At 33.9% G+C, this 24,401-nt stretch carries 19 protein-coding genes; 6 read left to right on the plus strand and 13 right to left on the minus strand.

The window, feature by feature from the left end; genetic code table 11:
- Positions 1–129 precede the first annotated feature (129 nt).
- From BOW55_RS10020 to BOW55_RS10035, 4 genes are all read left to right on the plus strand, one after another.
- Entirely contained in the window at positions 130–972 is an 843-nt protein-coding gene (locus BOW55_RS10020) for a methylated-DNA--[protein]-cysteine S-methyltransferase (protein WP_129024012.1), read from the plus strand.
- A gap of 105 nt (positions 973–1,077) precedes the next feature.
- Positions 1,078–1,791 (plus strand): 2OG-Fe(II) oxygenase, encoded by a 714-nt coding sequence (locus BOW55_RS10025; RefSeq protein WP_129024013.1) that lies wholly within the window; start codon positions 1,078–1,080, stop codon positions 1,789–1,791.
- A gap of 222 nt (positions 1,792–2,013) precedes the next feature.
- Complete coding sequence (locus tag BOW55_RS10030) at positions 2,014–2,259, plus strand: Ada metal-binding domain-containing protein (RefSeq protein ID WP_129024014.1); 246 nt, start codon at positions 2,014–2,016, stop codon at positions 2,257–2,259.
- Complete coding sequence (locus BOW55_RS10035) at positions 2,246–2,854, plus strand: alpha-ketoglutarate-dependent dioxygenase AlkB (RefSeq protein ID WP_129024015.1); 609 nt, start codon at positions 2,246–2,248, stop codon at positions 2,852–2,854. Before BOW55_RS10030 ends, BOW55_RS10035 begins: the two co-directional genes overlap by 14 nt.
- Positions 2,855–2,865: 11 nt before the next feature.
- Here the strand turns inward: BOW55_RS10035 and BOW55_RS10040 are convergent, their stop codons facing one another.
- On the minus strand, positions 2,866–3,186 hold the full coding sequence (locus BOW55_RS10040; RefSeq protein WP_129024016.1) for an MmcQ/YjbR family DNA-binding protein: 321 nt from the start codon (positions 3,184–3,186) through the stop codon (positions 2,866–2,868).
- 32 nt (positions 3,187–3,218) lie between these two features.
- Positions 3,219–3,974 (minus strand): NUDIX domain-containing protein, encoded by a 756-nt coding sequence (locus BOW55_RS10045; RefSeq protein ID WP_129024017.1) that lies wholly within the window; start codon positions 3,972–3,974, stop codon positions 3,219–3,221.
- Positions 3,975–4,251: 277 nt separating this feature from the next.
- Here BOW55_RS10045 and BOW55_RS10050 point away from each other — a divergent pair, with 277 nt between their 5' ends.
- Positions 4,252–4,509: a hypothetical protein gene (locus BOW55_RS10050; protein WP_089052644.1), complete on the plus strand. Its 258-nt coding sequence runs from the start codon at positions 4,252–4,254 to the stop codon at positions 4,507–4,509.
- Between the two features lie 50 nt (positions 4,510–4,559).
- Here the strand turns inward: BOW55_RS10050 and BOW55_RS10055 are convergent, their stop codons facing one another.
- From BOW55_RS10055 to BOW55_RS21315, 10 genes are all read right to left on the minus strand, one after another.
- Entirely contained in the window at positions 4,560–6,788 is a 2,229-nt protein-coding gene (locus tag BOW55_RS10055; protein WP_129024018.1) for a glycoside hydrolase family 3 N-terminal domain-containing protein, read from the minus strand.
- 14 nt (positions 6,789–6,802) lie between these two features.
- On the minus strand, positions 6,803–8,227 hold the full coding sequence (locus BOW55_RS10060; RefSeq protein WP_129024019.1) for a glycoside hydrolase family 30 beta sandwich domain-containing protein: 1,425 nt from the start codon (positions 8,225–8,227) through the stop codon (positions 6,803–6,805).
- Between the two features lie 2 nt (positions 8,228–8,229).
- Entirely contained in the window at positions 8,230–9,069 is an 840-nt protein-coding gene (locus BOW55_RS10065; protein WP_129024020.1) for an endonuclease/exonuclease/phosphatase family protein, read from the minus strand.
- Positions 9,070–9,241: 172 nt separating this feature from the next.
- Complete coding sequence (locus tag BOW55_RS10070; protein ID WP_129024021.1) at positions 9,242–10,996, minus strand: cellulase family glycosylhydrolase; 1,755 nt, start codon at positions 10,994–10,996, stop codon at positions 9,242–9,244.
- 30 nt (positions 10,997–11,026) lie between these two features.
- Complete coding sequence (locus tag BOW55_RS10075) at positions 11,027–12,499, minus strand: glycoside hydrolase family 30 beta sandwich domain-containing protein (protein WP_129024022.1); 1,473 nt, start codon at positions 12,497–12,499, stop codon at positions 11,027–11,029.
- 167 nt (positions 12,500–12,666) lie between these two features.
- The gene (locus BOW55_RS10080; protein WP_129024023.1) at positions 12,667–14,121 is read right to left on the minus strand and encodes a glycoside hydrolase family 30 beta sandwich domain-containing protein; all 1,455 of its coding nucleotides are present in this window, start codon (positions 14,119–14,121) and stop codon (positions 12,667–12,669) included.
- Between the two features lie 141 nt (positions 14,122–14,262).
- The gene (locus tag BOW55_RS10085) at positions 14,263–15,129 is read right to left on the minus strand and encodes a hypothetical protein (protein ID WP_123872301.1); all 867 of its coding nucleotides are present in this window, start codon (positions 15,127–15,129) and stop codon (positions 14,263–14,265) included.
- 28 nt (positions 15,130–15,157) lie between these two features.
- Positions 15,158–16,669 (minus strand): RagB/SusD family nutrient uptake outer membrane protein, encoded by a 1,512-nt coding sequence (locus BOW55_RS10090; RefSeq protein WP_129024024.1) that lies wholly within the window; start codon positions 16,667–16,669, stop codon positions 15,158–15,160.
- Between the two features lie 14 nt (positions 16,670–16,683).
- Positions 16,684–19,086 (minus strand): SusC/RagA family TonB-linked outer membrane protein, encoded by a 2,403-nt coding sequence (locus tag BOW55_RS10095; RefSeq protein ID WP_371414517.1) that lies wholly within the window; start codon positions 19,084–19,086, stop codon positions 16,684–16,686.
- Positions 19,077–19,793, minus strand: a complete 717-nt coding sequence (locus tag BOW55_RS21315; protein WP_241686527.1) for a TonB-dependent receptor plug domain-containing protein — start codon at positions 19,791–19,793, stop codon at positions 19,077–19,079. The genes BOW55_RS10095 and BOW55_RS21315 overlap by 10 nt, the downstream gene beginning before the upstream one ends.
- Positions 19,794–20,144: 351 nt before the next feature.
- Here BOW55_RS21315 and BOW55_RS10100 point away from each other — a divergent pair, with 351 nt between their 5' ends.
- Positions 20,145–23,009 carry a triple tyrosine motif-containing protein gene (locus BOW55_RS10100; RefSeq protein WP_129024025.1) on the plus strand — a complete coding sequence of 955 codons (2,865 nt, stop codon included), beginning with the start codon at positions 20,145–20,147 and terminating at the stop codon, positions 23,007–23,009.
- A gap of 38 nt (positions 23,010–23,047) precedes the next feature.
- Here BOW55_RS10100 and murF read toward each other — a convergent pair whose 3' ends face one another.
- Positions 23,048–24,334 (minus strand): UDP-N-acetylmuramoyl-tripeptide--D-alanyl-D-alanine ligase, encoded by a 1,287-nt coding sequence (murF, locus tag BOW55_RS10105; RefSeq protein ID WP_129024026.1) that lies wholly within the window; start codon positions 24,332–24,334, stop codon positions 23,048–23,050.
- Between the last annotated feature and the right edge of the window lie 67 nt (positions 24,335–24,401).

Below are 24,401 nucleotides of genomic sequence, written 5' to 3' on the forward strand. Positions count from 1 at the left end.
ATTACGTAAAAAAAACTTTGCGCACTTTGCGTAAATCTTAGTGCCCTTTGCGGTTAAAAAAACTCCGCAAGATTCGGATTTTATACCAGCAGAAACCAATCGATATTTGCCTTATAAAATTGAATGAAAATGAACACACAGGAAACCATTAATTATAATCGTATTGCGGAAGCGATAGATTATATCAAAGCTAATTTTAAAGAGCAGCCTAATCTTGATGAAGTTGCCGAAAAAGTGCATTTAAGTCCGTTTCACTTTCAGAAACTTTTCAGCGATTGGGCAGGAACAAGTCCGAAGAAATTCTTGCAGTATACCAGTTTGGAACATGCCAAAAAACTGCTTAAAGAAAATCAAGCAACCGTTTCTGAAACAGCTTACGAAACAGGACTTTCGGGAACAAGCCGTCTTCATGATTTATTTGTAAATATTGAAGGAATGACTCCTGCCGAATATAAAAACGGCGGAAGGAATCTTGAAATAAATTACAGCTTTGCCGAAAGTCCGTTTGGGAATATTATTGTTGCATCAACCTCAAAGGGAGTTTGTTTTATGGCTTTCGCCGATGATGAAACCAATGGCGTAAATGCCTTAAAAGACAAATTCCCCAATGCTTCTTTCTCTAGAAAACTAGATTTAGTGCAGCAAAATGCACTGTTCATATTTCAAAATGACTGGAGCAAATTATCTGAAATAAAACTGCATCTAAAAGGAACTGATTTTCAATTGAAAGTTTGGGAGATGCTGCTAAAAATCCCAATGGGACAGCTTTCAACTTATGGCACTATTGCACATCAAATTGAGAAGCCAAATGCTTCAAGAGCTGTTGGAACTGCAATTGGCAGTAATCCAGTTGCGTTTTTAATTCCATGCCATCGCGTGATTCAGTCTTCTGGAATCTTTGGCGGTTATATGTGGGGAAACACTAGAAAAACAGCCATAATTGGCTGGGAAGGTGCGCAGATAAATCTATAGTTTTTTTGCCACAAATTGCACTAATTTTTATTCTAATTAATAAAAAAAATAATTCGTGAACATTCGTGTAATTCGTGGCAAAAAAAAATCCAATCTAAAATCACTATGCAAAATATACAATCAATAATTGCTTCTCAAAACTGGGAAAGCATCACCGAATCTATGCACGAAAATGGATTTGCAATTATTCCAAAAGTACTTAATAACGAACAATGCGAAGATTTAAAATTTGATTATGACAATCCAAATTTATACCGAAAAACGGTTGTAATGGAACGTTACCGATTCGGTTTAGGCGAATACAAATATTTTAATTATCCTCTTCCTGATTTAATTCAAAACATTCGATCTGCAATCTATCCCAAACTAGCACCAATCGCAAACGCTTGGATGAAAGTTCTAAATATCAACACCATTTTTCCTGATCAGCACCAAGAATTATTAAAACAGTGTCACGACAATAATCAATTAAAAGCGACCGTCTTGATTTTAAAGTATGGCAAAAGCGGTTTCAATACACTGCATCAGGATTTATACGGTGATGTTTATTTTCCAATTCAAATAGTCCTTTTTCTAAATGAACCTGATGAAGATTTTACCGGTGGTGAATTTGTTTTAACACAACAAACACCAAGAGCGCAATCTAAAGCTATTGTTTTGAAACCAAAAAAAGGAGACATTTTGGTTTTTACAACCAATTTCAGACCTGTAAAAGGTTCAAAAGGGTATTATCGGGTTAATATGAAACATGGTGTAAGCGAAATTCAATCTGGTGAAAGATATACGCTGGGAATTATTTTTCATGATGCGTTAAATTAAGGTTCAAAGGTACAGAGGCGCAAAGATTCAGAGGTTTCTCGATATAGCTGTAGAGACACACTGCAGCGCGTCTACGCAAAGATTTTTGACAAAAATACGTGACGTTAGATGCACTGCAGTGTGTTTCTACGATATAAAAATCGATATTTTTTTCACGCAGATTGAGCAGATTTTTTAAATCATTTTAATCCTTTAATCTGTGGCAAAAAAAATGACAAACAAATGATTGAACATATTAAAATTCTCGGCTCTGATCTTCGAATTAAAATTAAAAATGCGGAAATTTGTTTCGGCGGCAACCAAAAATTAAAAATCTACGGAACGCTGAAATGCTCTTCGGGAAAAAGAATGAAACGAGAAAATCGCGTTTTCTTTTCTTCGGAAAACGAAGCTAAACAAAATGGTTTCAGGCCTTGCGGACATTGTATGAAACTTGAATATCAAAAATGGAAAAATGGACTTATTTAATCCTCAAATAGACGAAACAACAAATCTGCTTCCTAAGGATGGTACGGTTAATTATTACGGAAAATTGTTTTCGAGAGAAAAAGCCGATTTTTATCGTGATATTCTATTGAATACGATCGAATGGAAAAATGATGAAGCAATTATCTTTGGGAAATTAATTTTGACCAAAAGAAAGGTGGCTTGGTATGGTGATAAAGAATTTGAATACACGTATTCGAATACGACGAAAAAAGCACTTCCGTGGACAAAGGAATTACTAGAACTAAAAACTTTTATAGAAGAAAAAACAGGAGAAACTTTCAATTCCTGTTTACTCAATTTATATCATTCGGGCGATGAAGGAATGGCGTGGCACAGCGATGCTGAAAAGGATTTGAAAAAAAACGGTGCAATTGGTTCTGTAAGTTTTGGGGCTGAACGTAAATTTGCTTTCAAACATAAGGAGACTAAAGAAGTTGTTGCTATGATTTTAGAACACGGGAGTTTATTGGTTATGAAAGACGAAACACAAACGCATTGGCTTCATCGGCTTCCGCCAACAAAAACTACTCAAAAGCCGAGGGTAAATTTAACTTTTAGAACTATCGTCAGGTAAGGTATAAAACGCTATTTCTTTTTAGAAGAGACACTTTGGTAGGAAATCAATAAAGCATCTGCAAACATTTCAGGTCTTACTTTTGAAAGTTCAACAATTGTCCAGCCTTGTTTTCCCCATTTATTAGGTATTGGATAAAAAATCATTTCACTTGAAGCGCAAAATACAGATTGATCGATTTCATTGAATTTTAAAACGGCTTGATTTTTCTTTTCATCATAAGTAGCGAAAATTTTCTTCTTGACACGAAAGGATGTTTTTTCAAAATGTGGTTCTTCGGCAGCATTTTCAAATGATAAAGCTAATTTTCGGAATGTTTCAATTGATACCATAATCGCAAATTATTAATCAGACTTAACAAATTTTACCAACCTTGATTCAATCCATTTTTCAAGACCTCATCGTATTTTTCTTTATCGAAAGAATATAAGTTTGGTGCTTTGTGAGCAACATTACTTTTCTTTTCATCAAGTTTAACCAGAATTCCGATATTAGTTATTTTTCTAAGAAAATTTCTGCGATCTAGTTTTTTATCTAAAATCGTTTCGTATAATTTTTGCAGTTCTGGAATCGTGAATTTCTCTGGTAATAAATTATATCCTATGGGCATTAAATTCAGCTCTATTCTTAAGGTATCAAGAGCTTTATCTAAAATTTCCCGATGATCTAAAATAAGATCTGGAACTTCTTTATGATCGATCCATTCTACAACTTCATTTCTATTAACAGGATTGGGAAGTATTTTTAGAAAATCTACTAAGGCATAATAACCAATTGTTACAAAACGCTGCGTAAGCCATTTTCCTTGTTCGGGATCAATATCTAAATGTTTTAAAATTTCATTCCCAAAATGATTATCATTTCGCTTCGTTTTTCCAAATGTGGCAAACTGTCTTAAAAACACACCTTCAACTCCTGTTCTTTCATTTAGAATAGTAACCGCTGCCGTATCAATATCCTGATCAATTGGAATAAATCCGCCGGGTAAGGACCATTTTTCGTTGTGCGGAATTTTAATCAGCAGCACTTTCAATTGGTTATCATGAAAACCAAAAATCACACTATCAATTGACAATCCTGGCTGGTAATTTTTATTATTTTCTAAAATTGATTTCAGCATTGATTTTATAATTAATACGACATTTAGTTTCAATTGTGTACGCAATTTACTTCATTTTTTACAAATCGCATTTATCCATTTTCAAAATCAGAAAAAAAACAAAAGTGTATAAATCACAATTTTTGTTAAAATTAAAAATAAAATCAAAAAAACAAGTACATTGCGTCATAATAACACATTTAATGATTAATTGTGAAAAACAATTAAAAAAGAAAGAGAAAGAACTGCTTTTATACCACTTATAGTTCTTATCGAAGAAAACAAAATTTAGAAGAAAATGACCACTAATCCGTTAAAAAAAATCAATTCAAAAATTAGAGATAAAATCTGGAGTTCTTTTGGTTTTGTTTCTAAAACTTATCTTTTGGAAGCTTCTTTAAAATACAGCGAAGAGCAGGAAAGAATTTTTAATGAAATGATCGTTGAAACGGAGGCTAAAGATAAAAAAGCAAAACGTGAAGCTTTTGACAAAGCATTGTATGCTTCATACAAAGGAATTGGCGCTATGGATTTTATAAATACGGTTTTAAAATAATTTAGCCCCTTTATAAAATCCATAACGCCAATTCTAATAGACATTCTATATTACTGCACTAATTCAAAATCTGATTTTAGTTTAATATCTGCTGATGAAGCTCCAATCATTACTTCAAAATCTCCAGGTTCAGCAGTCCATTCTAATTTATCATTGTAGAAAGAAAGCTTTTCTTTGTCGATTGTAAACTCGATTGTTTTTGATTCTCCTGCGTTTAATTTCACTTTTTGAAAATCTCTTAATTCTAAAACTGGGCGAACAACTGATCCAAATTTATCTTTTAAATACAATTGTACAACTTCTTCTCCAGCTGCTTTTCCAACATTTGATAATTGAAATGAAACTTTAATTGTTTCGTTGTTTTTCATTTTTGTTGAAGAAAGTTTCATTCCAGAATAATCGAATTTAGTATAACTCAATCCATGTCCAAAAGCGAATTTAGGTGAATTCTTTAAATCGATATATGCTGAAACATAATTGTTTTGATTTTCATCTTTGGCTGGTCTTCCAGTACTGAAATGGTTGTAATAAATAGGAATCTGCCCTACTTCTCTAGGAAATGTCATTGGTAATTTTCCTGACGGATTGTAATCTCCAAATAATACATTTGCAATTGCATTTCCTGCTTCTGTACCTAACCACCAAGTATAAACAATCGCTGGAACGTTGTCTGCAGTCCAGTTAAAAACAAGAGGTCTTCCTGCATTTATTAAAACTACAACTGGTTTTCCTGTTGCCTGAATTGCTTTTACTAAATCTTCCTGAACACCTGGCAAATGAATATCGCTTCGGCTTTTTGCCTCACCGCTCATGTCACGTTTTTCGCCAATACTTAAAATAACAACATCGGCTTGTTTTGCAGTTGCAACGGCTTCTGCAAAACCATCTTTGTTGTCGCCTTCAACTTCGCAGCCTTTTGCATAAAGTAATTTAGTATTCTTGCCTACTTTATTCTGTAAACCATCCCATTGCGAAACAATCCATTTATTGTAATCAACATTAGGCAATTCTACAGACCAAAAACCCATATTTTCTTTATACTCTTTTACCATCGGCCCGATAAAAGCGATTGTTTTTAGGTTTTTAGAAAGTGGTAATGTTTGATTTTCGTTCTTTAATAAAACGATACTTTTTTGAGCAACTTCAAGTGCCGCTTTTCTATTTTCTGGATTATTTAAAGCTTTCTCTGCTCTTTTTTCGTCAGAATATCTATAAGGATCATCAAATAAGCCTAATTCAAATTTCTTGCGAAGAATACGTTTTACGGCATCATCAACTAAGTCTATTGAAACTTTGCCTTCTTTGACCAATTGTGCCAAATTGTTTTTGTAAGCAACGCTTTCCATATCCATATCACTTCCTGCAGTAATTGCTGAAAGTGCTGCTGCTTTAAGATCTTTTGAGTAGCCGTGAGCTACCATTTCTCCAATAGAACCCCAATCTGAAACTACGAAACCTTGAAAGTTCCATTTTCCTTTTAAAATGTCACGTTGTAGATGAACATTTCCTGTAGCCGGAATTCCGTTTAAATCATTAAATGAATTCATAAATGTTGCGGCACCAGCATCTAAAGCGGCTTTGAAAGGAGGCAGATAAGTTTCCCATAACATTCTTTCGCTCATATCAACGGAGTTATAATCTCTTCCGCCAACTGCGGCTCCATAAGCGGCAAAATGTTTTACGCACGCCATAACAGAGTTTAAATCTCCTAATTTATTTCCTTGAAAACCTTTTACTCTTGCATAAGCAATTTTAGATGCTAGATAAGTGTCTTCTCCTGCACCTTCCATAACGCGCCCCCAGCGTGGATCACGCCCAATATCTACCATTGGTGCAAATGTCCAGTGAATTCCGCTTGCGGCTGCTTCTGTTGCTGCTACTCTTGCTGCCAGCTCTATTGCTTCTAAATCCCAACTAGCAGCTTCTGCTAATGGTAATGGAAATGTTGTTTTATAGCCATGAATAACGTCCTGCCCAAACAACATTGGTATTTTTAAACGAGACTGCATGGCTAACTTTTGATAGTTTCTAGTAGATTCTACTCCCGTTACATTCAACATTGAGCCTACTAAACCGTTCTTAATCTCGGTCTGCTTATTTGGGTTAATCGTTATTGGTCCTGTTATTGAATTGTCGTTACTATATTGATTCAATTGACCTATTTTTTCTTCAATAGTCATTTTTTTCAATAAAGCATTTACTTTCTGATCGATTGTTTCTTGCTGTGCAGCCGCAAAAAATGTGACCATCAGTAAGAGGAATGTTGTTGTTTTTTTCATGTCTTTTATTTTAATTACCAAACATAAGTTGCTACTGCTCCTGCGTTTAAAGTAGTTGAAATTTGTTTTTGATTGTATTTTATATTGAATGTTTCAGCTTTATTTCCGTCGTTTTCAACAATTAAAGCAATTTGCCCTGATGATGTTTTGAATGCAACGTTATAAAGGTTTCCGCTGATATTGCTTCCAATTCTAATTGATCCTTCTGGTACAAACTTCGAAGCGTGGCCAATAATATAATAGCCTACTTCTCTTTTAATATTCTGATTTTGATCAATCATTAAAGCACCTTTGCAAGTAGAACACCCGCCTGGCGTAAATGGTTTGTAGAATTCGTCATTTGCTAATCCCCAGGAAAGTGCATTTACACTCCAGTTGCGCATCGAGCCAATTACTACATTTTTTACACTCCATTTCAAATCAGATTCAAAACTGCTTCCTGATCCTGTGTATTGTTCTGTAAAATACAAATCTTTATTTGGATATGCATCATGAACTGTAGACAAGGCACTAATATCTCCTTCGTATAAATGAAATGCTGAACCTGCTACAAAAGGCAATGCTTTTGGATCATTTAAAATGGTTAAAGGATATTCAGGTTTATTGCAATTGTGGTCGTAAACTACAATCTTGGTTTTAATTTTTGCTTTGGCGAAAGCGGGACCTAAATGATTTTTTATAAATTCTGCCTGTTGTTCTGCGAGCATCAATAAACTTGGATTGTTACCGGGATGTAATGGCTCATTTTGCGGTGTAATGGCATCAATTACAATTCCGTGCTCTTTCATGGCTTGAATATATTTTACAAAATACTCGGCATAAACCTGATAATATTTAGGCTGTAAGCTGCCGCCTTTTGAGCTTCCGTTGTCTTTCATCCAAACTGGCGGAGACCACGGAGAACCCATAATTTTTATTTGTGGATTTATGGCTAAAATCTCTTTTAACAGCGGTACAACATCATTTAAATCTGAACCAAGATTGAAATGTTCCAGCTTTAAATCTGTTTGCCCTTCTGGCATATCATCATACGAAAAAACTTTTTCATTCAAATCTGAAGCTCCAATACTTATACGCAGGTAACTTAAACCAATGGCATCATTTTTTCTAGAAAACAACTCTTGAAGCAGGGCTTCTTTTTTTGCTTTATCTAGTTTTAAAATTGTTTGAGCACTTCCTCCAGTTAACGAAAATCCAAAACCTTCTATGGTTTGAAATTTCTGAGCAGGATTTACTTCAATTGTTTGGTTTGCATTAGTTTCTGAACTAAAAACTAAATCGTCCTGTTTTTTAAGTTTTGATGTTTCATCTGTTGTTGTAATCCAAGATTGTGCTTTTCCTGAATTGCTTGCAACATTTTTTGAAGATCCGCATTTTATCTGTACCGCAATAAGAGGCAGTAACAGTAAAATTTGGAGTTTTTTGTTGATGTTTTTCATATTTAATCTATTTCTATTAGAACAGGTAAGTGATCTGAAGGATATTTTAAATCTTTAGAATCACTTAAAACTGCATGTTTTTGAACTGTGAGTCCGCTGTTTTTTGATATAAAAATGTAATCTATTAATAAGGTTACAGGCTCATTGTGTTTGAAATTATTAAAAGTTCCAGATGGCCCAAATGGTTTTTCTTTTGAAACATCTCTAGTGTCATCCATTACTTTTTTAATTTCAGCAATCTGAGGTGTGTTTGGCTCTGAATTAAAATCTCCCATTAAAAACACAGGATATTTTTTTGTGTTTATTGCTTTTATTTTTTCTAAAACTACCTGCACGCCTTTAACTCTTGCTACTTCTCCCATGTGATCAAGGTGAAGATTAAAGACGTAAAATGTTTTTTTAGTTTTTAAATCTGTAAAAAGACCATAAGTACAAACTCTATTGCAAGCAGCGTCCCAGCCTCTTGAAACTACATTTGGTGTTTCTGAAAGCCAGAAGGTGTTAGATTCTTGAAGCTTAAAACGGTCTTTTTTGTAATAAATCGTGCAGGCTTCTCCTGTTCCTCCTTCTTCTCTTCCTATTCCAAATTTGCTGTATTTTGGCATTCCAGATGCAATATCAATTACTTGACTTGGTGTTGCTTCCTGAACTCCAAAAATATCGGGGCTGTAAAATTGCACTTGAGACATGAAATAATCCTTACGATTTGGCCAGGCATTTTCTCCATCTGAAGCAACATTTAAACGAATGTTGTAGGTCATAATTTTTAAGTTTTGACCATAAAAAACTCCGCTTACTAAAAGCATCATTACCACTAAAACAATTGAATTTATCTTTTTCATATTTAAAAAATTTTGATCCGTAAAGCTAATGTTTCCTTGACCTTAAAGAAAAAAACTTATTTAAAAATTATGTTAATTATATAGTTTAGAACAATTAATATTAAATATATCATCACTTTATAACTTTAGGACTTTTTTTTATTTTTTTGTACAATCAAATTGGTGATTCTTTTTACTTTTTTGGGTTCTTTTTTTTATTCTCCAAAAAATCTAAATAGTTTAAATTAAAACCTCCTTTTTCAAAAACAGCTTTAATCTTGTTTTGACCTGCATTCAATTCGACATCAGTTAAGCTTATCGTTTTCCATTTTTCATTTCCGCCAGTTGCTGGCAGTGTTATCGATTTTGACCTTCCTTTTTCGGTTTCTAAATGAAGTCTGCCTTCTGCTTTTTCGCTTGAATATCGTATAGCAACATTGTATTTATTCTGCTTATTAACTTCGGTAGTAAACTGCAGCCATTCGCCGTCTTCAATAAATGAAACTTGATAACCGTTTGATCCTGCATCTTTGCATGGCAGAATATCTACACCGTCATTTCGCATTGTATTTCCTTTATTCCAATCTTCAAATTTGTTGGTTTCAACTCTGTAGTTCACGAAATCTTTATCGGAGTATGCGTAACCGTTTGTTCCTAAATCATAATGTGTTGCCGCAATTTTTCCTGGAATTACGTTTTTTCTGTACGCCTTTGTATCGTTTGTCTGCACTTGTCTAAACATGGCGTCGATTACATCTGGTTTAACGGTTACGTTTTCCATTTTGTAATTATCTGCCATTTTCATTAGTGTTTTTTTAGAAAAATCTGCTGTTGGTTTTTGACCGCCGTCTTTCCAGTATTTTAATAAAACATCGTATTCAGGGATTTTGGTTACAGAGGTTACTCCTGCAATATTTTCGATTTTTTTCATTGGCCAAAATGCCCATCCAATATTGTTGTTTTCCATCAGCGTAAGCGCATCTTTAAACCAAACATTAGAGTTTTCGCCGCTTTCTCCTAACCAAATTGGCACGTTGTACTGCGTTCTATAGTCCAACATTTTCTGGATTGATTCTTTGGTATTGTAGTTCCAATATTTATGAAAACTCAATGCCATATTATCATCCCATAAAGGAAAAATTCCGTTGTAATTATTTCCCCAGCAGTTTCCTTCAATAAAAATTAAATGATGGGTATCGACTTCGCGAATTGCTTTTGTTACGGAAACCATAAGTTCTCTTAAAGGACCGTTTGAATTTTCGTCGCAGCCATTTTTGTTTGTTCCTGTAAAATTCCAGTTGGGTTCATTAATAATATCATACGCTCCAATCCATGGATTGTCTCTGTAACGAGAAGCTATTTTTTTCCATAAAGCAATCATTTTTTTCTGATTGGCTTCACTTTCCCATAATGATGGTTTTGTCGTATCGTAATCAGAAATTGCCGCATCATTTCCTTGTCCGCCCGGAGCAGCATGTAGATCTAGAATAAGATAAATTTTGTTTTCGGCGCACCATTTCAGCAAATTATCTGTCATTGTAAAACCTTCTTCTATCCAAGTGATTTGACCATTTTTTTCTTCTTCAATTGGTGGCGTGTACAGATTATAATGCATTGGCAGACGGATTGAATTGAAACCCCATGCTGCTAACGAATCTACATCTCGTTTTGTTAATCCGTTTGCTTTGTAAGCTGCATAAAACTCTTTTGTTCCCTGCTCGCCAATGACGTCTTGAATTTTCTGTTTTATTGCATACTGCGGACTGGCAAAGGGCTGCGTCTGTATCATGTATCCTTCCTGCACCATCCACCCGCCTATACCAAGCCCTCTTAATACTATATTATTTCCATTTCCGTCAACAATTTTTTGCCCGTCTCTATGTAAAAAACCTTGTCCTGCAACGGCAATCGAACACAAAAGCTGTACTGCTATTATTATTTTTTTCATTTGAAAACTATTTTGTTTTTTACTCGATTTTTATTTCCAAGTATAGGTTGCCACTGAACCTGCTTCTAAAGAGGTTGTGATCCATTTATCATTGAACTTGATATTGAAAACTTCTACAGCAGTTCCGTCATTTTCAACAATTAAAACTTTTGAGCCTGATGGGGTTAAGAATGCCACGTTTTGAAGATTTCCGCTGGTATTACTAGCGATTCTAACGGAACCTGCCGGAACAAATTTTGAAGCGTGTGCAATGATATAATAGGCAACATTGCGCTGAAAATTTTCGGTTGATGTTACTGTTAAAGCTCCTTTGCAGGTATTGCATCCACCCGGAGTATGAGGTTCGTAATTGCTATTGTTGGCTAAATTCCATTCTAGTGCATTCTTGCTGTAGTTTCTCATTGAACCAATAACTACATTTCGCATATGCCATTTTAGATCACCTCCAAAATTCCCTATTGAGGCAGTGTATTGCTCTGTGAAATACACATTTTTTGTTGGATAGGCATTGTAAACATTTGACAATGCACTGATATCTCCTGCATACAAATGAAAAGCTGATCCGTCTACGAAAGGAAAAGCATCGGCATCTGCCAAAATTGCTTTTGGATAATTTATGTTGTCGCAATTATGATCGTAAATAATAATTTTGACATTTAGATTTGCTGCTTTGAAGGCTGGACCTAAACTTGTTTTTATAAAATTAGCCTGCTCTGCTGCCGACATATACATACTAGGATTGTTCCCGTCATGTAATGGTTCATTTTGTGGTGTTACGGCATCAATTGTAATTCCTTCGGCTTTCATTTGCTGAATGTATTTTACAAAGTATTTGGCATAAACATCATAATATTTGGTTTGCAATTTTCCGCCTACAAAGCTGTCTTTATCTTTCATCCACAAAGGTGCAGACCAAGGGGTTGCGAGTATTAAAATTTTAGGATTGATTGCTAAGATTTCTTTTAAAAGTGAAATTACTCCAGCTTTATCTTTATCTAAACTAAATTTTACCAAATCCAAATCGGTTTCTCCAGTCGCAAGATCATTATAAGTAAAAGGAGATGCGTTTAAATCTGAAGCTCCTATGCTTATTCTTAAGTAATTTACTCCTATCGAGTTTTCGCCTGAACCAAAAAGTTCCTGCAAGAGAGCACTTTTTTTTGATGCTGTTAATTGATTAATTACTTCAGCGCTTCCGCCTGTCAGTGTATAACCAAAACCGTCTATTGTTTGATATTTTTGCGAAGCATTTACCTCGATATTTGGATAGATATTGTAAGTGGTTCCAAATCCTAAAGTTCCTGATTGTTTTGCCAGTAAAACACTTTGATCTCCTTTGGTCAGCCAAAAATCGACGTCGTTTGTAACAACAACTGGAGGTACAACAGGCGGTAAAATCGGCACGGGATCAGCAGCATCATTTGACGAAGAGCACTTTATTTGCGAAAATACTGCCAATATGAAAAACAGTGCTTTTATTGTGTTTTTAAAGTTTAGTTTCATTTTTACTTTTTTTAACTTGATAAACAACCTATTACAACCAAATCAACTTGTAATAAAATAACTTACAATCACTTTTGCATTACCACAAAAAAAATAGTTTCAAATACAAAATGAATGAGGGTCGAAATGGATGATTCAAATCAACCCTCTCATTTACTTAAAACGCTCTAGTAAACAAGTGTTTGTATAGCATGAGCCGGAATTTTAACGACCGTTTTTTCAGCTCCAATAATTAAATTGTAATTCATTTCTTTATCTGTTTGATTCATTACAATTGTTGCCATTGTACCATTGGTATTTAAAAAGGAAGTACTAAACAATCCACTTCTGCTTACTGCTGTACTTACTCTTACGGCATTCAAATGGATGAATTTTGAAAAATGTCCAATGTAATAATAAGATGGTGTGTAGATTAACTCGCCTGTTTTTGTATCGGCATGAATTGGTGCGAAACAAAAATTACCAACGTGATTTGGCCCTCCTTTTTCATCTAAAAGAATATTCCAATCTGTCCATCCTACAGTTCCGTTGTTAAAATCATTCATCATAGAAATTCCATATCTTTCTCCGTTTGCCCAAAATTGATATTTTTTAGCATCAAATTTCTCTACGCAGCCTTCTGTAAACAATAATTTTTTATCAGGATATGCCTCGTTTACTTTGGCAACATTGTCAAACATTGAAGCGCCGCCAGACCAGTTTTCGTACCAGTGAAACCCCATTCCCCAAACATATTTTGATGCTTCTGGATCGGAATAAATTACGTTTGCTCTGTAGTTCATTAAATCGCGATTGTGATCCCATGCAATGATTTTTACATCACCGAGTTTTTCTTTTTTTAATGTTGGCCCTAGAAAATTTTTAATAAAGTCCCTCTCGGCTTCAGCAGAATATATACAAGATTCCCAACTTTGGGTTGCCATTGGTTCATTTTGTGTAGAGGTTCCCCAAATTGGAATTCCTTCTTTCTCGTATGCTTTTATAAACTTTACATAAAAATCTGCCCAAGTTTGGTAGTATTCTGGTAATAAAGTTCCGCCTTTCAAAACATTTTTGTTGCTTTTCATAAAAGCATTTGGAGACCATGGCGCAACGTAAGTCAGTAATTTTCCACCGGCTGTTTGAATGGCTTGTTTGATTAATGGAATACGGTATTGTTTGTCATGTTCAATCGAAAATGTTTTTAAATCTTTGTCATCCTCTTTGATATAGGAATAGCTTTCACTGCTAAAATCAGAGCTTTGTATTGTGGTTCTTAGCAAAGAATAGCCAATTCCTTTTTGTTTATCATAATAGGCATTTAAAAATTCTGTTTGCTTTTCTTTTGAAAGTTTGGCAAAAACTTCGGCACTTGCATCTGTTATTGCGCCGCCGATTCCCATAAAAGTTTGGAATTTTTTTGAAGGTTCAACAAAAACGGATACTTCTGTTTCCAGAGGTTGTTTTGCTGCCGAAAAGGATAAGTTATCTGTTGATGTTAATCTTAAATTAGTATTTTCAGCAGTTGTGTAAACCGTAACTTTCTTTCCGTTGGTTGTAAATTCTTTCTTTGCTTTTGTCTGCTGGGCAAGTGCCGACAGCGAGAACAAAAAACATAGAATCTTTAAACTATTTTTTTTCATTCTTTCCTTAAATTATTAAATTCTAAATAGAAGTTTTTTATTTCAGAAGCTCTTTTTCTGATCGTTTAAGGATTTAAAAAATAGCCCATACTCATAAATGATTATGGGCTATTTGCAACCAAACTTAAACTTAACTTAAACTTACTTTCCTCTTAATTCAACGCTTTTAATGGTAATTCCGCCTGGAGCGATTCCACCGCCGCATCTAATCATTAGATATATTTTTCCTGTAGTGCTAAATTTAACAACATTGCTTACTGCATCTAGTTTTGCATTTTTAGTACATCCGATAGATGATAATTTACCTGAAACTGGATTTTTACCGCAGCCATCCCAAGTATTTAAGCCCATTACTTTTCCGCCGTCGCTATAATCGCCAGAAACTGTTGCTGGATCTTTTTCTCCTGCATAAACTTCAAACCACATATCTGTAGATGCACCTCCAGAAACCACCATATCAATAGTATATTCTTTATCTTTTACTACATCTATAGCTTGATAAATTCCGGCGTGACCTCCGCTTACAGTTGCTCCTTTATCACTATAAACCCAGTCGCCTGTTGCTTCATAAATAACTTTTTTCCAGTTAGCCTGATCTGCAGCTGTTTTAAAAGAACCGCCTTTTACAAGATTTCCTTTTGCTAAGTCAGTAGTTGCAACTACAAGTTGAGAACTTGCAGTTCCTGTAGCTCCGCCTGCACCAACTGCTGTATGCGTAATTGTATAGGTTCCAGCATCTGGCAATGTGATAATCTCATTCATTTTTCCTGGATACTCACCATCACCCGTGTTCCATCTTGAAGAGATTACATTTTTTGTTTGTGCAACTAAAAGATAGGTGTTTGACGCTCCTTGAACTGGAGTTACTGTAAATGCTGCATCAATATTACTTCCTATTAGAACGTTAGCATTACCAGTCTCATCGTCACAACTTATTAATGTTCCTAACCCTAATGCCAATGTCAGCATTAGGAAAGTACTTTTTTTCAAATTTATATTTAGGTTCATATTCTATGTTTTTGGTTAATTAGTTCGACTATTGATAATTAGGATTTTGTTTCAATTTAGTACCGTTAAGTTCTGTGTACGGAATTGGAAAAATCTCATCTGTACCTGCATCAAAACCTCTATCAGCTAATGCTGCTGGAGCGTCTCCCCATCTTACTAAATCAAAAAATCTATGACCTTCACCAGCTAATTCCATTCTTCTTTCATTTTTAATCGCAGCTAATGTTACAGGTACAGAACCTAAACCAACTCTTTTTCTAACAGCATCAAGTAATTTTTGTGCTCTATCTCCAGATCCTAAAGCTTCTGCTTCCATTAAGTAAGTATCTGCAAGTCTGATGATGTAAGAATTTTGTTTGTAGTTCAACTCTGCATTACCACCACCAGTACGAACATCAGATTGTCTTGGCAAGTATTTATTCAAGAAATAACCTGTGTCTTGATACGCTGGAATATAATCGATTTGACCAGCAGCTTTAAGTGCTTTCAAATCTAAAATAGTTGCTCCAAATCTAGGATCATCTTTCATTGCGTTATACAATTTTTGAGTAGCAACATTAAAAGCCCATCCTGAAGGAAGATCTGGTGCTGTAGAACCTTCTGTCAGGACATATCCTCTTGGTCCAACCATAACGTTTAGAGAGTTTCCTTCATCTTTACCAGTTCCCCAAAATGTCCAGTCAGAGTTTCCTGCACTTGTATGAGATACTTCTAAAAGTGACTCTGCATTAAATTTCTTTGAAGTATCCCATAAATCACTAAACTTATCCAGTAACTTATTTCCGTATTGGTTTTCAACGCCCGGCGTTCCATTTACTTCTGCAAGAACAGTGGCCGCTTCGGCTTTTTTGCCTTCAAACAAAAGCACTTTTCCTAATATGGCTTGAGCTGCCCCTTTGTTAAGTCTTCCTGCTTCAGTTTCTGGTGTAACTTTATTTGGTAAAGCTGTAATCGCTTCTTTTAAATCTTTTTCTATTTGTGCATAAATTACATCTGGTGTAACTTGTTCTGGATCATAAATAGTCTGAGTATTTAGAGGTACTAAAACCAATGGAATGTTTTTAAACAGTCTCACTAGGTTAAAATAGTAAAGTGCACGCAGTGCTTTTGCTTCTGCAGCAAATCTAGCTCTTGCGCCATTATCCATTGTTGCTGCAGGAAGTTTTTCGATCAACAAATTGGCTCGAGACACACCTTGATAGTGGTCATTCCAGTAACTGCTCGGAACACTGATTGAAGTAAGTGAGTGCGTAGAAAAATTCTGAATTCCATTTCCATCTGTTGCACTACCTCCTCCAGCATAAAAATCATCAGATCCAGCATTTAACATTGCTACCAAATTTTCGAAACCTCCAGTGTTTTTTCTTAACGGATCATATACTCCCATTAAGGCTGCATAACATTGCTGTTCATTTGAAAAATAAGTACTTGTGTCAAATTTTCCCTCTGGGTTAATGGTGACAAAATCTTCAGAGCAAGATCCTCCTAGAGCTGCCATTGCAATAGCAATATATATGTATTTAAATTTTATAGTTTTCATAATTCTTTAATTTTTTAAAATTGAACATTTGCTCCAAACAAAATAGATCTTGCTTGTGGATAAACTCCTTTATCTACACCAAATACTTGACCTCCAATTTCTGGATCGTATCCACTGTATTTTGTAAATGTGATTAAGTTTTCGCCTGTTAAGTAAAAACGAACTTTATCTGCACCAATTTTAGATGATAAATTAGTTGGCATTGTGTATCCAACTTGAACAATTTTCAAACGAACGTAATTTCCATTTTCAAGATAAAAATCAGACATATTGCTGTAGTTTTTATTTGGATCATCGTTTGTTAATCTAGGATAATCATTTGAAGTTCCTTCTCCAACCCAGCGATCCAAAGCTTTTGTTTGATAGTTTGCATTCAAAACATCAAGTCTTCTTAACCCTTGGAAAATTTTACTTCCAGCAGCTCCTTGAGCAAATGCCATAAAGTCAAAGTTTTTGTAATCTAAGTTTAAAGTAAGACCAAATGTATATTTAGGAATATTTGTTCCTAAAAACTGTTTGTCATCATCTGTAATTGAACCATCTCCATTTGAATCTACCCAACGGAAATCCCCTGGTCTTGCTTTTGGCTGTATCAACTCTCCTTTAGCATTTTTGTAAGCCGCAACTTCCGCTTCATTTTGAAAAATTCCTGCCGTTTTGAAACCATAGAATTCATTAAATGAATGTCCAACTTGTGTTCTTGTTACTGGTCCCATAGATTGAAAACTAGCGTCTCCAACAATATAGTTTGTAGATGATCCTACATAAGTGATTTCATTTTTTAAATAGGCAAAGTTTCCGTTAACACCTAAGTTAAATTCTCCAAGTCTTTTCTTGTATCCTAATTCAATTTCAAAACCGCTGTTATTCATATCGGCAATATTTGCAGAAGGCGGATCAACAACTCCAACATATCCAGGAATAACAACATTTCTTAAAATTCCTGTTGTTCTCTTTTTATAGTAATCTACTGAAAGATTAAAATCGTTAAAAAGTTTTGCGTCAAGTCCTACTGTAGTTTGTGATGTTTCTTCCCATCCTAAGTCAGCATTTGGAAGTGTAGAATTTCCGTAACCAGTTGTAATTGCACCTGCATTCCCAACTGAATAGTTATAACCACCAACAACTAAACCTCTATATTTAAAGTCATCGATGTTATCATTACCTACAACTCCATAACCTCCACGCAGTTTTAAAGAGTTAACAACATTGTTTTCTTTCCAAAATCCTTCTTTAGAAACTACCCATCCTAAAGAAAATGAAGGGAAAACTCCGAATTTTTTGTTTTCACCAAAACGAGTCGATCCATCACGACGAACGATTCCGGTAAAAAGATATTTTTCTTTAAAATCATAGTTAGCACGTAAAAACAATGATGCTAATTTGTGCTCTACAAAATCCTCTGCAGTATTAACTCTGTCCGTTTGTGGAATATCAAAATTGAAAGAAGCATCTTTGTAGCTTGTAATTGGTAACCCAAACATGGTTACACCAATCATACCACCAATGTTTTCAACATAAGCTCCTTGCCCGGCAAGAATGTTTACATTGTGATCTCCGAATTTATTAGAATAGGTCAGGATATTTTCAAGAGTCCAAGAAAATGATTTTCTGTTTTCCTGCATATAGTTATTTCTATCCGCTTTCATGTTTGGATTTAGGAAAAAAACTGGTGTAAAACCTTCTTTCCCCCAGTAAGCTAATTTACCACCAAGCGTAGTTCTAAATTTTAAATGACTAGTAATATTAGCTTCTAAATAAGCATTTCCAACAAAATCATCTGACCAGTTAAATGCTCCTAATCTAGTTTGCATAAAACCTAGCGGATTGGTCATTTCTTGTTGTACTAAAGACGAAATTCCGTAAGGACGTCCGCTTGCATCTCTAACAACATTTGGATTTGCATAAAAACCTGTACCATCTACTGCTGGATCAGTAACAACAAGTGGAGTAATAGGGTCTAAGTTAATTGCAGAACTTAAAGGTCCTCCAAATTCAGTATTTGGATTATCAAGACCTTTAGTTTTTTGGTGTGTATAACCAAAAGTTTGTCCAAACGTAAAGTAATCAGAAATTTTGTGTGTTGAATTTAAACGGAAATTTTTCTTTGAATAGTTTGAAATTTCTGTTGCTACAATACCTTCTTGATCTTGTATTCCGAAAGAAGCATAAAAAGTAGATTTTTCACCTCCGCCACTGATGCTTAATTCATGTGTGTATCTAAAAGCTGAATCATTAAAAATAGCATCCTGCCAATCTGTACCTTTTCCTAAAGCTGCTGAATTTGCATATTTAATTGGACCCCCATCAGCCATTGATTTTTCATTCATAAGAGCACCATATTGCGCTGCGTTAAGAAGATCTAATCTTTTAGCAGGTGCTGAAATTCCAGCAAATCCATTATAGTTTACAGATATTTTTCCTGATTTTCCTTTTTTGTTGTAACTAAGATAACTCCAGTAGCTGCACGAGTACCATAAATCGCCGCCGAAGCTGCGTCTTTAAGAACTTCTATAGATTCAATATCACTTTGATTAATAAAACCAATCGCATTTGCATCTACTGCAATACCATCAACAACCCATAACGGATCATTACCTCCTTCTCTAAAAGTAGTTATACCTCTAATACGAACTTTTGAAGCGGCACCCGGTTGTCCTGAAGTAGCTGCAACAGAAACCCCTGCTGCACGACCTTGCAGAGTTTGTTCAACTCTTCCGTTTGGAACTTTTTCAAGATCTGCTGCTTTTACACTGGAAATTGCTCCTGTAACAACTGATTTCTTTTGAGTTCCATATCCTACAACCACTACTTCATTCAGGGCTTGTGATTCTGGTGATAACTTAATTGTAATTTTTGTTCTGCCGTTTACAGCTTCAGTAACTGTAGTGTATCCAATAAATGTGACTGTCAAAACTCCATTTGACGGTACTTGTAATTGAAATTTTCCATCAAAATCAGATGCGGTTGACTTAGTTGTACCTTTTAGTACAATTGTTGCACCCGGAACTGGCATTCCACTTTCATCATTTATTATTCCATTAACTGTGACATCCTGAGCCACGGCTATAACCGAGAATAACAAAGATGAAACACAAAAAATAAGTAATTTTGTTAATTTCATTTTTCTAAAAATTTTGGTTAATTAATTAGTAATTTGATGCAATAATAATGTTAATATTTTACTATCGACAACTAATATTCCTTACAAAAACACATCAAATTAAAAAAATACACATTACAAAAACACATCAAATTTTATATAAATTATTAATTTTCAATAGTTTAAAATCAAAATAAATGATGTTATCAAAATGTTAATTATAAAAATAAACACTACACTATAATAAGATTGCTTATTTTTATTAAAAAAACAGTGTTCTACATCGTAATAGTACCTAAAAAACAAATATAAAACACTACAAACAAGCACATTACAACCAACATTTCTAATCAAACTCAAAAAAACACAAAATTGACAAAACCACACATTTACATCATTTTTTTTACATTATTCTCAATCTCAATTTTTTCGCAGGTAAAGAATATTGGTCTTCCAGATATAAGAAATTACAAGCGAAATGAATATAAAGGCGGCACACAAAACTGGAATATTGATCAAGATAAAAACGGAAATTTATATTTTGCCAATAATAATGGTTTGCTGCAATTTGATGGAGCAACATGGCGAAAATATCCTTTGCCTAACTTAACTTCTGTTAGATGTTTAAAAATTGACAAATCTGGAAAAATATTTGTGGGAGGCTATAATGAGTTTGGTTATTTTAAACCGGATCATAACGGGCGGCTTAAATACACTTCATTGGCTAAAAAAGTGGATAAAAACAAAATTAAAATCATTGATTTTGTCTGGAAAATTCATTCTATTGGCGATCAAACTATTTTTCAATCTTTTGCAAGAGCCTATATTTTTAAAGATGATAAGTTAACGATATTAAAAGCTCCAAAAAGGTTTCAGTTCTCATTTGTTGTTAACGGGAAACTTTATTTCCAAGATGTCGAAAAAGGAATTCTAGAATATCGAAATGGCAGTCTTTATACTTTGCCAAATACGACAAGCTTGAATAATACTGAGATTTGGGCCATGCATTCTATTTCAAAAGATAAAATACTGATTGTTACGCTCGAGAAAGGCTTGTTTCTTTATGAAAACAACAATATTATTCCTTGGAACACTGAAGCAAACAGCTTTGTTAAAAAAAACAACTCATTAGGCGGAGTACTTATCAACAACAAATTTATTGTACTGAATACGGTATTAGACGGAATTATTATCTGTGATTTTAATGGTAAAATAATCCAACATATTAACAGAAAAAAGGGATTACAAAACAATACCGTTTTAACTTCATTTATAGACAATAAAAACAATCTTTGGCTGGGACTGGATAACGGAATTGCTTTTGTTAATGAGACTTCTCCTTTTACATATTTCGGTTTTAGTTATGACATTAGTACGGTATATGCTTCTGTTATTTTTCAAGGAAATTTATATGTAGCAACCAATCAAGGCGTTTTTTATCACGCTTGGAATAACAGCTTTAAGGAAGATGTTTTTAAGCTAGTTGAAGGAACCACTGCGCAATCTTGGAATGTTCAGGTAATTGACAATGAATTAATATGTGCAAACAATAGAGGCGCACTTGTTATTAAAGGCGACAGAGTAACGAGGATAATTGATTCTAGAGGTTATTTTGGATTTAAAAAAATACCAAGTCATCCTGGATTTTTTATTGGCTCCAATTATGATGGTTTTGCGATTTTTCAAAAAACAGCCAGCGGATTAATATTCAAAAATCAAGTTTCTGGATTTGACAAATCTTCAAATAGTTTTGAACTTGACCAATTGTATTTCTGGCTTAAAAAAGACGAATCTATTTATAGAATGACGTTAAGCGAAGATTTAACACGGTTTGCTACTATTAAAAAAATTGATCAACTAACTCCTAGGTTTAAAAACATAGGAAGTCTTCAAAACATTGGAGGAAAAATTTACTTTCAAACTCATAATCATTTCTATAAATACTCAAGCGAACAGGACTTATTTTATGAAGATAAAAACATAACAGCTCTCTTTAAAAACATTCCTGTGATAAATGCTTTAAGCGAAGATTCTCAGTCTAATTTATGGTATACATTTGATGAGTCGATTGGGGTCTTAATGAAAGATGGCAATCAATACAAAAACAGTATTGTTCCATTTTCAAACTTAACTGGTAATTTAGTGAGCAACCATTTATCAGTAAATACGATCGACTCTAAAAATATTTTTATCGGATTAACAGATGGACTTGCTCATTACGACTTCAGCCTGCAAAGTACTCATAATACTAAACCTAAAGCTTTTATCCGAAGTTTTTCATTTCCGGGCGATACTATTGTCATTGGAAATAACCAAACTAGAACCGAGAACATTCGCATACCTTACGCTTCAAATAATGTACGCTTTACCTTCTCGTCGCCTACTTACGAGAATCTCGAAAACGTTCAATTTTCGTATCAATTAGAGCCTTTTGATGACAAATGGAGCAATTGGTCTGTTGTGTCTTTTAAAGAGTATACAAACTTACGAGAGGGCGATTATACGATGAGAGTTAAGGTTCGAAACAGTTACGGAATTCAATCTGATCCATCGGCTGTTACTTTTACCATTTCTCCTCCTTGGTACAGGCATTTTCTAGCTTTTATGATGTATTTCATAATCCTAATTATAGCGATTTATTTTATTTCGGATAGAATTAAAATGAAAATAAGAAAAAACAAATATTATGAAACTATAGAACAGCGACGTCTCTACCTTGAAAAAGAATCCAAAATCAGACAAGAGCAATACGATTTGGAAAAAGAAATCGAGAAGTTAAAAAATGACAAACTGCAAATTAAAATCCTGGCAAAAGATAAAGAATTAGTTAACAACTCTTTGCAGGTAGTGAAGAAGAACAAAATTCTTAATGGAATCATCCATAAATTAAAAGAGATAGATGTAGAAGCTTTAGATGATTCTACTAAATTTCAAGTCAGTAAACTTAATAAGAGTATTGTAAAAGAAGTAAACACAGATAAAAGCTGGAAGGATTTAGAAAAACACATTAAGAATGTTCATTTTGAGTTTTTAAAACGCCTAAAGGAAAAATATCCCACAATTTCGCCTCGTGAGCTTGATTTATCAACTTATTTATTAATGAATATGTCTACTAAAGAAATAGCTGAAATCATGAATATTTCGACTGGAGGTGTAGAATTAGCCCGATACCGTTTAAGGAAAAAACTAGGACTGAATAAAAAAGAAAACCTGATAGGTTTTTTAATGAGTATATAATTTTAAAAAGCCATTCGAAATAACGAATGGCTTTTTTTTTATAAGATATATTCTAATGTACGTTCAAGAGCCATTCCTCTGGAGCCTTTTATTAGAATTGTATTATTATTGAACTGAATTGTTTTTAGATAATCTGCAAACGAGTCAAATGATTCAAAAAATTTGATTGTGTCACTCAAAACTTTATGCTCGTAAAATGATTTTCCAATCAAATAACTCAAACATTCGTTTTCTCCTGTCAAAGAATCTACTATTATTTTATGTTCTTTTTGACTTTCATTGCCAAGCTCAAACATATCGCCAAGAATCATTATTTTACCTTTGTTTTCTAATTGTACAAAGTTTGCAATCGCAACTGCCATACTGCTTGGATTTGCATTGTAAGCATCTAAAATGATCTCATTCGAGCCTTTTTTCAACAATTGTGATCTGTTGTTCTCAGGAATGTAATTCTCAATAGCTTCTCTTACTGCCTTATCGTCAACCTCAAAATATTTGCCAATAGTTACAGCTGCATTTATATTATTTGCATTGTAAAGACCTATTAAATGAGACTCAACAACAAAATGATCATAAGTAACAATAACAAAAGGATTCGCCGTAATATTTTTAATCTTCAAATCTGCATTCTCTTTATTCACTCCAAAAGTGAATGCTTTTATTCCTTGCGATTTTTCGATTTGAATAGGATCTTCAAGATTTACAAAAACAAGTTTGTTGTTTTTTACCAAATATTGATACATCTCGCTTTTTCCTTGTATAACTCCTTCGACGCCGCCAAAACCTTCTAAATGTGCTTTACCAAAATTTGTAATATAACCATAATCTGGCTGCGCAATCTCACATAAAAACTCAATTTCTTTTTTATGATTTGCTCCCATTTCAACAATTCCAATTTCAGTTTCGTCTGTAAAAGATAAGAGTGTCAGCGGAACTCCAATATGATTATTTAAATTACCAATCGTTGCTTTTGTTTTGAACTTCTTAGACAATACAACATTTATCAGCTCTTTTGTAGTGGTTTTTCCATTACTTCCAGTAAGAGCTATAATTGGCAGTTTTAAATAGGTTCTATGATATTTTGCAAGCTCCTGCAATGTTTCTAAACTGTTTTTTACAAGAATAGTCCTCTCATCGATCAAATAAGATTCATTGTCAATAATAACAAATAATGCTCCTAAATCGAGTGCTTTTTGAGCAAAAGTATTAGCATCAAAATTCTCTCCTTTAATGGCAAAAAACATTGATTCTTTTTCAATTTTCCTTGTGTCAATTGAAACTGATTTACATTGTAAAAACAAATTATGAATGTCCTGAATATTCATTTAATTTTTTATTTAATAGACCATAAAAAATAGAAAAAAAACAATAAAAAAATTCCAAATTCCATAC

The organism is Flavobacterium sp. YO12 (assembly GCF_004119495.1).
Taxonomy (GTDB): domain Bacteria; phylum Bacteroidota; class Bacteroidia; order Flavobacteriales; family Flavobacteriaceae; genus Flavobacterium.